Source organism: Actinoplanes awajinensis subsp. mycoplanecinus (genome assembly GCF_001509495.1).
Taxonomy (GTDB): domain Bacteria; phylum Actinomycetota; class Actinomycetes; order Mycobacteriales; family Micromonosporaceae; genus Actinoplanes; species Actinoplanes palleronii.
In genome coordinates this window covers 37267-50939 of sequence record NZ_LLZH01000167.1, presented here as the reverse complement: position 1 = coordinate 50939, position 13673 = coordinate 37267, and the positions used below count along the sequence as shown (strand labels likewise).

The 13673-nt window shown below is 71.4% G+C and carries 13 protein-coding genes; 4 read left to right on the top strand and 9 right to left on the bottom strand.

What is annotated here, in order from left to right:
- Positions 1-19: 19 nt before the first annotated feature.
- Complete coding sequence (locus ADL15_RS19075; RefSeq protein WP_083971440.1) at positions 20-1540, bottom strand: MFS transporter; 1521 nt, start codon at positions 1538-1540, stop codon at positions 20-22.
- 89 nt (positions 1541-1629) lie between these two features.
- Between ADL15_RS19075 and ADL15_RS19070 the strand changes: the two genes are divergently transcribed.
- Positions 1630-2295: a TetR/AcrR family transcriptional regulator gene (locus ADL15_RS19070; protein ID WP_232344212.1), complete on the top strand. Its 666-nt coding sequence runs from the start codon at positions 1630-1632 to the stop codon at positions 2293-2295.
- 172 nt (positions 2296-2467) lie between these two features.
- On the opposite strand, the gene ADL15_RS19065 is transcribed toward ADL15_RS19070, so the two are convergent.
- From ADL15_RS19065 to ADL15_RS19035, 7 genes are all read right to left on the bottom strand, one after another.
- Complete coding sequence (locus ADL15_RS19065) at positions 2468-3517, bottom strand: hypothetical protein (RefSeq protein ID WP_067692612.1); 1050 nt, start codon at positions 3515-3517, stop codon at positions 2468-2470.
- On the bottom strand, positions 3514-4053 hold the full coding sequence (locus ADL15_RS19060) for a hypothetical protein (protein WP_067692609.1): 540 nt from the start codon (positions 4051-4053) through the stop codon (positions 3514-3516). The genes ADL15_RS19065 and ADL15_RS19060 overlap by 4 nt, the downstream gene beginning before the upstream one ends.
- 236 nt (positions 4054-4289) lie before the next feature.
- Positions 4290-4628 carry a hypothetical protein gene (locus ADL15_RS19055; protein WP_157441461.1) on the bottom strand — a complete coding sequence of 113 codons (339 nt, stop codon included), beginning with the start codon at positions 4626-4628 and terminating at the stop codon, positions 4290-4292.
- Between the two features lie 54 nt (positions 4629-4682).
- Positions 4683-5885: a pyridoxal phosphate-dependent aminotransferase gene (locus ADL15_RS19050; RefSeq protein ID WP_067692603.1), complete on the bottom strand. Its 1203-nt coding sequence runs from the start codon at positions 5883-5885 to the stop codon at positions 4683-4685.
- A 177-nt stretch (positions 5886-6062) separates the two neighbouring features.
- Positions 6063-7049, bottom strand: a complete 987-nt coding sequence (locus ADL15_RS19045; RefSeq protein WP_067692600.1) for a WxL protein peptidoglycan domain-containing protein — start codon at positions 7047-7049, stop codon at positions 6063-6065.
- Between the two features lie 59 nt (positions 7050-7108).
- Positions 7109-9061 carry a purple acid phosphatase family protein gene (locus ADL15_RS19040; protein ID WP_067692598.1) on the bottom strand — a complete coding sequence of 651 codons (1953 nt, stop codon included), beginning with the start codon at positions 9059-9061 and terminating at the stop codon, positions 7109-7111.
- A 136-nt stretch (positions 9062-9197) separates the two neighbouring features.
- Positions 9198-10352: a HupE/UreJ family protein gene (locus tag ADL15_RS19035; protein WP_067692595.1), complete on the bottom strand. Its 1155-nt coding sequence runs from the start codon at positions 10350-10352 to the stop codon at positions 9198-9200.
- A gap of 160 nt (positions 10353-10512) precedes the next feature.
- Here ADL15_RS19035 and ADL15_RS19030 point away from each other — a divergent pair, with 160 nt between their 5' ends.
- The 3 genes from ADL15_RS19030 (at position 10513) to ADL15_RS19020 (ending at position 12894) form a co-directional block, all read left to right on the top strand.
- The gene (locus ADL15_RS19030) at positions 10513-11175 is read left to right on the top strand and encodes a hypothetical protein (protein WP_067692592.1); all 663 of its coding nucleotides are present in this window, start codon (positions 10513-10515) and stop codon (positions 11173-11175) included.
- A gap of 253 nt (positions 11176-11428) precedes the next feature.
- Positions 11429-12133, top strand: coding sequence for a GAF and ANTAR domain-containing protein (locus ADL15_RS53055; protein ID WP_067692589.1), 705 nt, complete (start codon positions 11429-11431; stop codon positions 12131-12133).
- On the top strand, positions 12130-12894 hold the full coding sequence (locus ADL15_RS19020) for a GAF and ANTAR domain-containing protein (protein ID WP_067692586.1): 765 nt from the start codon (positions 12130-12132) through the stop codon (positions 12892-12894). The genes ADL15_RS53055 and ADL15_RS19020 overlap by 4 nt, the downstream gene beginning before the upstream one ends.
- Here the strand turns inward: ADL15_RS19020 and ADL15_RS19015 are convergent.
- On the bottom strand, positions 12885-13613 hold the full coding sequence (locus ADL15_RS19015; protein ID WP_067692583.1) for an ANTAR domain-containing protein: 729 nt from the start codon (positions 13611-13613) through the stop codon (positions 12885-12887). The genes ADL15_RS19020 and ADL15_RS19015 overlap by 10 nt on opposite strands.
- Positions 13614-13673 lie beyond the last annotated feature (60 nt).

Below are 13673 nucleotides of genomic sequence, written 5' to 3'. Positions count from 1 at the left end.
ACTCCCTCACCACCGAGCGTCAGATCGTCTCAAGGACAGGGACCGGCTCCACCGTGCCGTCGCCGGGCCGCCCGGCGCTGTCGCCGGTCCGCTTGGCGCTGTCGCCGGTCCGCTTGGCGCTGTCGCCGGTCCGCTTGGCGCTGTCGCCGGTCCGCTTGGCGCGGAGCATCCAGAGGCTGAGCGGCACACCGACGGCGACCAGGGCCGCCGCGACGACCAGGGCGTACTGGTAGCCGACCAGGTAGCGGTGCAGTTCGGTGCCGGTGGTGGCGCCGGCCCGGTTGTTCAGGATGGCGCCCAGCACGGTCACCCCGAGCAGCCCGAACACCTCGCGGGAGACGTTCAGCATGCTGGAGGCGATACCGGCGCGCTCGACCGGCAGCGCGTCGACGACCACGTTGCTCAGCGGGATGAGCAGGCCGCCGCCGACGCCGTAGAGCGCGAACCAGGGCAGCAGGGCCAGGTAGTGGGTGCCCTCGCCGTACTGTGCGATGCCACCGATCGCCGCGGCCATCACCGCGAGACCGAAAGCGGTCACCCGGGCGACACCGAAGCGGGCCTCGAAGCGCGGCGCGAGCATGGCGCCGACCGCGGTGATCAGAGCCATCGGGATGAAGCCGGCGCCCGCCTCGGTGGGCGAGAAACCGAGCACGTTCTGCAGGTAGATGGCCATGTAGAAGTAGATGCCGAAGACACCGAAGGCCCAGAGCCCCATCGCCAGCAGGCCACCGGTGAACATCCGGTTCCGGAAGAAGTCCAGGTTGACCATCGAGTCGGCGGTACGGCTCTGCTGGACCACGAACGCGACGGCGGCCACGGCGGCGACCGCGAACGACCCCAGGATCAGGCCGGACGTCCAGCCCTCGGAGTCACCCTCGATCAGGGCGTACGTGAGAGCGAACAGCGACAGCGACGACGTCGCCAGCCCGATCGGGTCCAGACGACGCCAGGCGCCGGCGGCCCGGGCCACGGTGGCGCGGCCGGCCGGCATGCTGATCATCGAGATGGCCAGCGTCGCCACGCCGATCGGCAGGTTGATCAGGAAGATCCAGCCCCAGGAGACGTGCTGGCTGAGCACCCCGCCGGTGAACGGGCCGATGGCCAGGGCGAGCGCGCCGACCGCGCCCCACACGCCGATCGCGGTGCCGCGCTCCTTCGGGTCCGGGAACAGCTCCCGGAGCAGCGCGAGCGCCGCCGGGGAGAGCAGCGCCGCACCGATGCCCTGCACGGCGCGGGCGCCGATCAGCAGTTCCTGGCTGCCGGCCAGGCCCGCCGCGACCGAGGCGACGGTGAAGACCGCCAGGCCGGAGAGGAACGCCGTCCGGTGCCCCAGGACGTCCCCGATCCGGCCACCGGCCAGCAGCAGGCCGGCGAAGACCAGGATGTACGCGCTGGTGATCCACTCCAGCCCGGAGATGCTGAGGTTCAGCTCGCGCTGGATCGACGGCAGCGCCACATTGACGACGTTGTTGTCGAGATACGTCATGAACGTCCCGAGGGCCACCGCTACCAGCGCCCACCACCGACGGTTCTTCTCCATTCGATCCCCCAATGCCGAGCAATATACGTTGTACTTGTACGACGTACATGTACCTCGTACATGAGACCTGTACGTTGTATGGTTGTCAAGTGACCCCAGCGGAACGACTGAGCAAGGCGACCGTCGCCGAACGCGCCCTGCGCCTCGCCGACGAGGAGGGCCTCGACGCGATCACCATCCGGCGCCTGGCCAAGGAGCTGGGCGTCACGCCGATGGCGCTGTACTGGCACTTCAAGAACAAGGACGAGCTGCTGCAGGGCGTCGTCGACCACGTGCTGAGCGGGCTGCGGGCCGACCGTGGCACCGGCGATCCGTGGCAGGTGCAGCTCCGCGCGATCGTGCAGACTGCGATAAACGTCATGCGCGCCCACCCGGCGCTGCCCGACCTGCTGCACTCGACGGACAAGACCCGCTCGGACAGCTTCGCCCGCGCCACCAACGACACCCTCGCGCTGCTGACCGAGGGCGGCTTCGGCGTCGAAGAGGCGTACTGGATCGCGATGTACCTGCTCAACGGCGCCATGGGCCTCGCCGCCGGCCAGCCCGACTGCCCGGCGACCGTGCCGCGGGAGCAGGCCCCGGAGTGGCGCCGGCAGAAGCGGGCCATGCTGGAGTGCCTGCCCGCCGACCAGTTCCCCATGATGATCGAGTTCGCGAAGACCTACCAGCAGCCGCCCGACCTCGAGCACTACTACGCCTTCGGCCTCGACCTGCTGATGTCCGCGGTCGAGACGATGGCCGCCCGTCACCGTTAACCCTTTTCCGGTACGCATACGGAGCACCCGTCCGCAGGCTACGAGCCACGTCCCGCCCGTGAGGCCACCGCGACACCGCTGCCACTCCCGACCGCAGCGCGCCCCCGGCCCCCGGCTGGCTCTCAGGGGTGCCTCAACGCCCGGGAGACAACCCTGAGCACCAGCCGGGTGGTCAGCTGACGGGTTTTCCCTCGGCCAGGCGGGCGGCGTCGCGGCGGTCCTGGAGGGCCTCGAACCAGCGCAGGCCGGCGGGGCCGCACTCGTCGCGGATCTGGCATTTGAGGTCGGCGGTGCGCACGTTCAGGGTCTGCACCAGGTCGCGGTTCCGCGTCCATTCGGAGCGCAGCTCGCCCGCGGTCCCGGCCAGCCCGCCGGTCTCGGTGCGCAACTGGACGAACGCCACCCGCGCCTTACGGTTCACCGCGCGCCGGACCACCCCGCTCGGCTGCCAGCCGGTGATCCGCACGCTGCGGACCAGCTGCGAGACCAGCCCCAGCGACTCCTCCACCGACCGATAGTGCACATAGACGCTGTCCGCGCAGCCGTACGACTCGTGGTGCATGGTGCGCAGCACGGCGAAGTCCCGGCGAGTGTGCGCGTCGGTGAGCTTGGCCTCCAGCTTCGCGACCATCCGGGTCACCCGCTCGTTGTCGGCGCGGATCCGGCGGAGCTCCTTGCGCGCACGCTGGTTGTGCGCGCGGACCTGCTCGACGGTGACCGGCGCGACGTACGGCCGGTCCCAGCGGCGGATCCCGACCAGCACCACGATCAGCGTGCCGCCGACCGCGCCGAGCAGGATCATCGTCTCCACCCCGGCCAGCGGTCCGTACATGTCGTGGCCGCTCCACGCCAGGCACAGGGTGACGGCCGAGGTGGAGCCGACCAGCAGGAGGATCCGGTCGAGGTATCCGCGGATCGGGTGCGGGCGGCGGGCGCGCAGACCTGGCCGCCGGGCGCGGGACGCCGGCGGGTGCCGGTCACCGCGGCCGCGCAGCCGTCCGTCGGCCGGGCTCGCCCAGCGGACCAGCACGAACGCGAGCACCGGCACCGCGGCCAGCAGCACCAGCCAGACCGTGCGGTCCTTGGCGAACGAGGACGGGTGGTTCAGGTAGACGTAGGGGGCGAGCACCGGGGTGGCGAAGGCGGCGACACCGTAGGGGGCGAGGCAGGGGCTGGCGAGCAGGGCGAGGATCGGCAGGCACCCGCTTCTCGCCCCGCTCATCTGCTGCCGCCTCCGCGCACGCGCCCACGCCCGCCACCGGCCCGGCGGGGTGCCGCACCGCCGCCGAGCCGGGGTGCGGCATCGCCGTTGAGGACCATGTCGATGCCGGTGAGCACCTGGCTCCCCTGCTGGGAGTGATGGCTGAGCAGGTCGGCGCTGAAGCCGTGGATCAACTCGGCGTAGACCCGCGCCTCGTCCGGGGTGGTGCCGCGGCGGCCGAGGGCGCGCTGCATGTTCCGGATGCACTGGCGCAGCGCCTCGGCGGTCAGGTCGGTGCGGCCCACCTGGCGGCGCAGTTCCCGCAGCGAGGCCGCGGCGTCGGTGCGCCGGTTGGCCAGCCGGGTGAGCGTCACCTCGGTGTCGGCGTCGATCCGCCGCCCGGCGACGTCGAGTTCCTTCATCGCGACCGCGCAGGCGGTCGACTCGGCGATGATCCGGGCAGCGGCCCCGAGCGGGCTGAGCGATTCCGCGACCCGGGCGACCGCGTCGCCGAACGCGACCCGCCCGTCGGCGACGGTGGCTAACTGGTTTGTCACCCCGGGGAGCCTATGGGCACATTTAGATCTTTTGCACCGTTCATCCGGGTTCGCTGAGCCGCCATACGGCTTCCCCCTGACGGCTGACACCGCCGGTTCACCCGCGGTCCCGGCTGGTTCTCAGGGGTGTCTCCGCGTCGCGGAGACACCCCTGAGAACCAGCCCACCACCTGCAAGCGCGCCGCGGCGCCTCACCGCAGCCACCCCGCGCGAGCAGCGCGGGAAGCATCGCGTGATCAGCGCGTGAGGAGGGCTGCCGCGCCGAGGACCATCGCCGCGATCAGCGTGACACCGAGCGCACCGAGCCCCAGCACCGGACCGACCCCGGACCGCACCGGCGCCCGATCCCACCGCCGCCCCGGCACCGCGCCCGATGACGAGGCTGTGCCAGGGGGCGGGGGTGCGGAGGGCTGGCCGAGGAGGGCGATGACGACGGTTGCGGCGAAGCCCAGGATGCCTGCCACCCAGCTCACCTGCTCCAGGCTGTCCACACCCCACCACACCACCGCGACGAGGAAGGCGACCGCGGTCACGACGACAACACCACCGACAGCCCACCAGCGGCCACGAGTCATGACAGGCAATGTTGCCGCGCGACCGCCGCTGAGCACAGGACCCCGGACGGGTGACTACTGCCGGTACGTCGACAGGAACGTCGCGATCCGCCCGACCGCGTCGTCGAGCACGTCGGTCGGCGCCAGGAACACCAGTCGCAGGTGGTCCGGTGTGTCGATGTTGAAGCCGGTGCCGTGCGAGATCAGCAGGTGCTGCTGCTCGAGCAGGTCGATGACCAGCTTCTCGTCGTCGTGGATCTTGTGGACCTCGGGGTCGAGGCGGGCGAAGAGGTAGAGCGCGCCGGCCGGCTTCACGCAGTCCACACCGGGGATGGCGACCAGGGAGCGCCAGGCGTGGTCGCGCTGCTCCAGGAGACGGCCGCCGGGGCGGATCAGCTCCTCGATGCTCTGGTAGCCGCCGAGCGCGGTCTGGATGGCGTGCTGGGCGGGCACGTTCGGGCAGAGCCGCATGTTGGCGAGCAGCTGCAGGCCGTCCAGGTAGTCGTCAGTGCTGGAGAAGCCGCTGGTGGCGAGCCAGCCGGAGCGGAAACCGGCGGCCCGGTGGGTCTTCGACAGGCCGCCCATGCTGACCACCGGAACGTCCGGGGCGAGCGCGGCGAGGGTGCGGTGCACCGCGCCGTCGTACACGATCTTGTCGTAGATCTCGTCGGCGAAGATCACCAAGCCGTGCCGGCGGGCCAGCTCGATCATGCCGAGCAGGACCTCCTCGGAGTAGACCGCGCCGGTCGGGTTGTTCGGGTTGATCACCACGAGGGCGCGGGTGCGCTCGGTGATCTGCGCCGCCATGTGCTCCAGGTCGGGGGCCCAGCCGGCGCTCTCGTCGCAGCGGTAGTGCACGGCGCGGCCACCGCAGAGGCTCACCGCGCCGGTCCACAGCGGATAGTCCGGGCTCGGCACCAGCACCTCGTCGCCGGTGTCCAGCAGTGCCTGCAGCACCATCACGATCAGCTCGGAGACGCCGTTGCCGAGCAGCACGTCGTCCGGCTGGACGCTGGTCACACCGAGGGTCTGGTAGTGCTGGGCGACCGCGACCCGGGCCGAGTAGATGCCGCGGGCGTCGCTGTACCCCTGCGCGTCGACGAGGTTCTGCACCATGTCGGCGACGATCGGCGCGGGCGTGGCCAGCCCCCACGGGGCCGGGTTGCCGAGGTTGAGCTTGAGGATCCGGTGCCCGGCGGCCTCCAGCTCCTGTGCCCGGCGCAGCACCGGGCCCCGGATGTCGTACCGGACGCTCTTCAGCCGTTGCGCCTGCCGCATCGGACCTCCTCCACTCGGCGTTACCCCCGGGAACGATGCCAGCCCCGGCCGCGATCCACCACCAGGTTGCCCCGGAAGACACCCGTGACCAGGACGAATCCGGTGGTCCCGGCCGTCCGCCCGTCCCGGATGCTGAGCATCGGCAAGGCGACTTTTTTGTACGTACGAAAAAAGGGGTCAGACCGCCGACAACGCCTCGGCGACAGCGGCCTTGATCCGGGCTTCCTCGCGGGCCTGGCGCCGTCGCCGGGCCCGGCGGGCCAGCAGGACCCCGGCGACGACCGCGGCGATCGCGACCAGCAGCAGGATCGTCCACGTCCAGGGCAGCACCCACAGGTGTGCGGTCGCCGAGACGTCGGCCAGCGCCGTCGTCGAGCCGGACTCGTCGGTGACCAGCGGGGTCAGCGTCGCGGTCGCGGTCATCAGCACCGCCGGGGTGAGGTCCTCGACCGGCACGGTGACCGTCCAGCTCTCGCCGGGCAGCAACTCGGGCGGCGCGGCGATGGCCGGCGCCTCGGTGCGGAACCAGCCGAACGGACCGGTGATCGTCACGGCCTGCCGGGCGGACTGCACCGCGTTACCGGTGTTGTGGATCTTGTAGGTGACCGCGGTCCGGCTGACCGACATGTCCTCGATGGCCAGCGCCGGGACCAGGTCACCGCCGACCCGCAGCTTGATCTTGATGCCGAGCCGGCGTTCCACGTTGACCTGGGCGGTCGAGTCGGGCGCGGTCAGCGAGGTGACGATGCCGCCGACGTAGTCGCCGGGGGTGGCGTTGGCCGGGACGGTGACCGCGAACGGCACCTCGGCGACCTTACCGGCCGGGACGGTCACGGTGCCGTTGCCGGCCTTGACCCAGACGCCGACGCCCTTCGACGTCTTGTCCCGGGCGAGCAGGTCGAGCTGCCCCGCCGAGGTGGTCAGGCCGTCGGCGGCGTAGACCGTGAGGGTCAGCGGCGTCGTGCCCTTGTTCGCGACGATCAGGCCGTCCTCGGTGGTGCCGCCCGGGTTCACCGCGTAGCTGAAGCTGGACCGGGCGGAGCCGTAACTGTTCGAGGCGGTGCGGACCGTCCAGGTGACGTCACCGCCCTCGGCCAGGGCGGGTGCGGGGCTGAGGCCGACGACCGCGAAGGCGGCGGCCAGGAACGCGACGGTGCGGCGCATGGCGAAGTCCTTAAAAAGGTGGGCGGGACGCCGGAGCGCCCCGCCCAGGAGAACAACGGTCAGCTGCTCAGCGCAGTGATCGTCAGGGTGGTGCGGTAGTTGCCCTTGTCGACGCTGTCCGGGAACTTCAGGCCCAGGTCGGCGCCGAGCACCGCGGAGCCACGGGCGTGGCCCTGCGCGGCCGAGCCGAGCACCGCCGACTCGGAGAGACCCTTGCCGCCGTTGTCGTACCCGGAGGCCACCGCGCTGCCGGCGGTCGCGCCGGCGCCCTTGGTCACCAGGTACGGCGACCAGCCGAGGTACGCGCCGGAGAAGGACTTCGCGGCGTCGGCGAAGTCACCGACGCTGGCCGAGAGCGCCCAGGGTGAGAGCGTCCGGCGGCTGTCGGTCACCTTGATCGGGTTGATCTTGCCGTCCGCGCTGAGGAAGAACGCGTCCTTCTGCTGCGCGGCGGTGCCCAGGTCCACCAGGCCGTTCTGGCCGTCGATGGTCCAGCCGAACTCGCCCGGCGCCAGGGCCGGCACGTTCACCTGGATGTCCTGGTTGTCACCGTGGTACGGGTGCACCGTCACCTTGTCGACGACCGTGCCGACGCCCTTGGTGGCGGCGTCGTTGCTGCACGACAGGCCCAGCTCGACCGACGCGTTCGGCGCGGCGCAGGTGCCGCTCCGGACGTCCTCGACGACCAGCTTGTCGTTGCGCACCTGGACCTTGACGTACGACCGCACGTGCTCCTGGTTCTGCACGGAGTTGTACCAGTAGTCCTCCGGCTTCAGCGGGTCGGCGCCGTTGCCCGCGCCGCTGGTCCCGCTGCTGTCCGGGGTGGTGATGTCGTAGTACTTGGAACCCGAGGCCGAGTTCGCCGTCACGTACAGCACACCGCCGGGACCGGCGAACACCTCGGACTGGCCGGGCTGCTCGTCGGGGTTCGCCTTCGCGCCGTTCTTGATCAGGTAGCTGCGGGTGTAGACGTGGTCGTGGCCCTGCAGCACCAGGTCGACGCTGAGCTTGGAGAACGTGGCCGGGAAGTCGACCCGGCGCACCTTGTTGTCCGCGTCCTTGGCGTGCGACGCGGCCGAGTAGATCGAGTGGTGGTAGACCAGCACGGTCCACTTCGCCTCGGAGCCGTGCTTGTTGATCACGTCGGTGACGTACGCGACGTGTGCCGCGTCCCCGCCGCCGCCCTGCGAGGTGGCGTAGCTGTTGCTGTTCAGGTCGATGAACAGGGTGTCCTTGTAGACGTACCAGTAGTCACCGCCGGAGGTGGCGGTGCCCTTGCCGTCCGCGTAGTACGCGGTCGACCGGTCGGTGTTCGGCGTGTAGAGGTGCTGCTCGTACGCCTTGCCGCCGACGTCGTGGTTGCCGATGGTGGCCGCCCACGGGTACTGACGCAGCTTGTCGGAGGCCAGGAAGGCGTTCCACTGCGACTCCGTGTTGGCGGTCTCCACCTGGTCGCCGCCGGAGACCAGCAGCTCGGCCTTGGGGTTGGCGGTCAGCGACACGTCCAGGGTGTCGGTCCAACCGGCCTGGTCCTTGGCCACGTTGCCGGACGCGCCGATCTGCGGGTCGCCGTAGAACAGGAAGTCGTAGTCGCCCTCGAAGTCCTGCGTGCTGAACGCGTACACCGTCGACCAGTCACCGGCCGAGCCCACCCGGTACGAGTACGACGTGTTCTCCCGCAGCCCGGTGATCGTCGAGTGCCGGTTGAACCCGCCGCTGGTGGCGATGTTCGCCGCGCCGGTCGCGGCGAAGGTCACCGCGTCCGCCGGGAACTCGCCGTTCGCGCCGAGCGTGGCGGTCGGCGCGACCTGGACCTGCTGCGCCACGTCCACCGTGGAGTACCAGGTGACGATGCGCTGTGCCTCGTTGGCGCCGACGCCGAGGATGACGGCGGAGACCGTGGTGCTGTCCGCGAAGGCGGGGGTGGCGAGACCGCTGCCGAGGGCGACGCTCACGCCGAGGAACACCGTGGTGGCGCTGACGGCCAGACGATGCCGGTGATTCGTTCTCATCGGTGTCCGTTCCTTTTCCTGATGAGAGAAGTGGCTTCCCAGTGGGAAAGTTCGGGGAAGCGAGATCAAGCTGGCCCTGCCCGGTGAACCGCCGGTGAACAAGATCAAGAGCACTGTCGACGCACGCCGGAAGAGCTCAGCCCTCGAGCAGGCGCTGCCCGAACCAGATCAGTCCCATCACGGACACACCCGCCGAAACGATCCCGGTGGCCCACCGTCCGGCCCGGGGTGACCTGCGTCGCAGCACGATCAGCAGGGGGAAGGCCAGGGCGATCACGCTCAATTGAACGGTCTCGATGCCGACGTTGAAGACCAGCAACGACCAGAGCAGGGTCCAGGAGAACGCCTCGTCGATGCCGAGCGCGCCGGCGAACCCGAGCCCGTGCACGAGTCCGAAGAGGAAGACCACGCCGAGCCGGCCGTTGTTGTCCGGCTTGTCGAAGTACGCGGCGATCAGGTTCCACCCGGCCACCACCGCGATCGACAGCGCGATGACCGGCTCCACCACCCGGGCCGGCACGTCGACGAGCCCCAGCGCGGCCAGCATGAACGTCACCGAGTGCGCCACCGTGAACGCGGTCGCCGCCAGCACGATCTCCCGGAGCCGCCGTGACCCGGCGATCAGCGCCAGCAGGAACAGGATGTGGTCGATCCCGGTGAGCAGGTGCTCCGCCCCGAGCAGGAAGAACTCGCCGAACCGGTGCTGCCAGGACTGCCCGGTGGAGAACGTCGGTGCGCTCGCGTCCAGCGCGGCGCTGCCGGTCCGGCCGTCCAGCGCGTACGTCACGATGGTCTTGACGCCCTTGACGTACGTCTCGGTGTCCGGGAACAGCGCGCTGCGCACCTCGTGGGCGTCACCGCCCGGCGGGCAGGTCCAGTCCAGGAGCATTGTCGCGTACGGGACTCCCTCCCGCGCACCCATGGTGAAGTCACCGGACGGCGCGCCCGTGCAGGTCCCGTCGGAGCTGATCCCGAACCGCTCGGTGACGTACCGGACCGCGGACTCCCGGTGGGCGTTGAGCGCCGCGCCCATGGCGACGGTGTCCTCGGCCTCGAACGCGTCGGTGCCGGCCCGGAACAGCGGATCGTCGGACTCGTAGTCGGCGGCCGACACGATGAACAGGTCGTACTCCAGCTCGACCGCGGTACGCACGCGACCGGCGTCCCCGGCGGTGACGTCGACGTAGACGGTGGAGCTGAAACCGTGCGCGAGCGCCGGCGCGGCACTCAGCAGGACGGTCGCCGTGGCGGCGACCCCCAGGGCGGCGACGGTGAGGGAACGGCGTAGCAAGGTGGCTCCTTAGAGGTGGCCTGAGCACCGTGCACGCCCCCGGTTAACAAGATCCAGACGGCGGGCGAACCGCTGACGACAACGTGATCCGGTGATCTCGGAACGCCCCGGATCCGGTGTAGGAAGGGTGTTCCGTCCGCTCGTTCTTAGGCAGAACCCCTTGCGCCACCCGCTCCGCGCCGTCGCTGCCCTCGCCGCGGCCGCCACCCTGCTCACCGGCTGCGGCTCCGGCGACGACTGGTCCGAGCCGCACGCCGCACCGGTACCGGCCGGCACCCTCGGCCCGGGTTTCCTGGCCTCCTCGGCCACACCCGCCCCGGAGAGCACGATCACCCCGGCGCCCGGTTCCTGGTCCGGCGTTCACCCGCCCGAGGGGTACCGCGTGGTGCTGCTCGCCACCGGCGACGACGCGCCGACCCGCGCCCTGGTCAGCGCCGTGACGTCATGGGCCACAACCGAAAAAGCCGATTTGCGGACGATCACCGCCGACGCCACCGACCCGATCCCGGACATCGCCGAGGCCGTCCGGCTGGCCCCCGACCTGATCGTCAGCGCCGGCGAGACCCTGATCGACCCGCTCGCCGTGGTCACCGCGAACCACCTGGACCAGCAGTTCCTGGTCGTCGGCGCGGAGCTGGCCGAGCCCACCGGCAACGTCACCGCGGCCGACTGGGCCGGCGCGTCCTTCCGCGGCGAGGGTCTCGGCTCGGCCACCACGTACGACCCGGCCTCGTTCACCGCCGCCCGCTGCGGTGACGCCGTCCGGGCCGGAGTCGCCGCCGTGCTGCACGACGTCACCGGTGTCATCGTCTGGCTGAGTTGACCCCGGCAGGCCCTGGCGGTGGCCCCTCGGCTGATGCGGTGGCGGCACGCCGCGGTTGCCGGCCCGTCAGCTGATCAGTCGGGTTTGGCCGGGTTTCGTCCGATAACGGGCGATATCGAAAGGCGTAGACTGCGACCACGGCTCAGGCCGTCGCCGTCCCAGACCCTGGCGGGAACCGACTCATTCGGCCCCCAGGAGTTGCCGTGCCGGCATCTGCCCATCTCGCTGTCCGCCGCCCTCCGGCCGGTGCCCGATGACCGGGTCACCGCCGCCGGATGAGGTCGGCCGCCTGGTCGTGCGCCTGCGCGCGGCCGGCGGCACCGAGGCGGTCTGCCAGCACTGCCGCGCCTCGATCGGGACACCGACCGGGGTGGGCCTGACCATGTTCGCCGGTCCCGAGGGCTGGTTCCTGGCGTCGCACGCCGGTGAACTCGCCGACGAGGTCGAGGACCTGCAGATCAGCCTGGCGCAGGGTCCCGGCGTCGAGGCGGCCCGCACCCTGCGACCGGTCCTGGTCGGCGACCTGACCGCGGCGTCGGCGGCCGGGCGCTGGCCGGACTTCGCACCCCGGGCCCGGGACCAGGGCGTCGCGGCGGTGTTCGCCTTCCCGGTCCTCAGCGCCGATCACCCGGTGGCGGTGCTCGACCTGTGCCGGGCCGAGCCTGGCCCGTTGTCCGACGATGATCAGGGCACGGCGTCGCGCTACGCCGCCGCGACCGCGCTGCTGCTGCTCGACGACCTGCTTCGGGCCGAGCCGCAGAGCGGTGCGGAGCTGCCGGTCGAGGCGGCCCGGACCCAGCAGGCCGTCGGCATGGTGATCGCCCAGATCCACGCGGACGCCCCCGCGGCCATGCGCCGGCTGCGCGGGCACGCCGAGGACCGGCGCCAGTCCCTGTCCGAGGTGGTCGAGGACGTGTTGAGCGGCCGGCTGCGGTTCGAACGGGGCCTGGATCGGTGACCTCCCCAGACGGCTCCGGCCGTGACCTCGCGCCCGCGGACCGGGTCGGCCGCGTGCTCGTCACCCTCGCCGACACCCTCGGCGACGACTTCGACCTCCCCGCCTACCTGCAGCAGCTCACCCAGCACTGCCGGGACCTGCTCGGCGTCGACGGAGCCGGCGTGCTGCTCGCCGACACGGTCGGCACGCTGCGGATAGCGGCCCTCTCCGGCGCCGACGTCCGCCGGCTGGAGCAGGCCGGCCTGACCGGTGGCGACGGGCCGTCGGTGATCGCCTTCCGGACCGGTGAGCCCGTCGCGGACGCCCGCCTCGATCCGGTCGAGGCGCGCTGGCAGTCGCTGGCCGACCCGGCCCGCGCGGCCGGGTACCGCCGGGCACACGCCGTCCCGATGCGTCGCGGCGATCAGGTGATCGGGGCGCTGAGCCTGTTCAGCCGGTCCGCCCGGCCGCTGCAGCCGCCCGGTCAGCGGCTCGCGCGGGCGCTGGCCGACCTGGCCACGATCAGCCTGTTGCAGCATCGGGCGCTGACCACCCAGCGGCTGTACGCCGCGCAGCTCCAGCAGGCGTTCACCACCCGGGTGGTGATCGAGCAGGCCAAGGGGGTGCTGGCGGAGCGGCACGACATCCCGATGGACGTGGCCTTCACCCGGCTGCGCCAGCAGGCCCGCAACAGCAACCGGCGGCTGGCCGACCTGGCCCGGGAGATCCTCGGCGCCGCCGCGGACGACCCGCCGGACGGCACCGGACCGGCTCAGGCGTAGAGGTCGGGCGCGTTCTTCTGGTCGTTGACGATGGTGTGCGCCAGCTCGCTCAGCCGCTGGTTGTTGCGCCGGGCGTAGGACCGCAGGAGCTGGAACGCCTCGTCGATCGGGACGCCGTTCCGCTCGGCGATCGCACCCTTGGCCTGCTCGATCACGATCCGGCTGTTCAGGGCGCCCTGCAACTGCCCGGCCAGCCGTTCGCTCCGGCTGATCGCGCGTTCCTTCAGCAGCGCGATGGTCGCCCCGTCGGCCAGCGCCCGCAGGACCAGCACGTCGTGGGTGGCGAGACCGGCGCCGGTGGCCGTCCAGAAGACGCTCATCGCACCGATCACCTGGTCCCGCAGCCGCAGCGGGATCGCGTGCACCGAGCCGAACCCGGCTCTCGCCGCCCGCGCCGCGAAGCGCGGCCACCGGTCACCGGCCGCGCCGAGGTCGATGTTGATCACGGTGGCGCCGGTCCGGAACGCGTCCAGGCCGGGGCCGTCCCGGTACTGCAGCTGGAACGACTGCAGCCGGTGGACGTTCACGTCCGAGCCGGCCGTCAGCTCCGGCCGCCCCTGTTGGTCGGCCAGCATCAGCCCGACCGCTGACGCGTCGGTCAGACCGGCCGCCCGGACGGTGAGCATCTGCAGGAAAGCAGTCAGGTCGAACTCGTCGCCGAGGGTGTCCGCCACCTCGACGAAGATCGCCGCGAGCCGCTCGGCCGAAACGGTAGTCATGATCGCCTCCCGGCGTCCTCGGTCATCGAGGCCATCATGGCGCTTCCCGACGAGAACAGG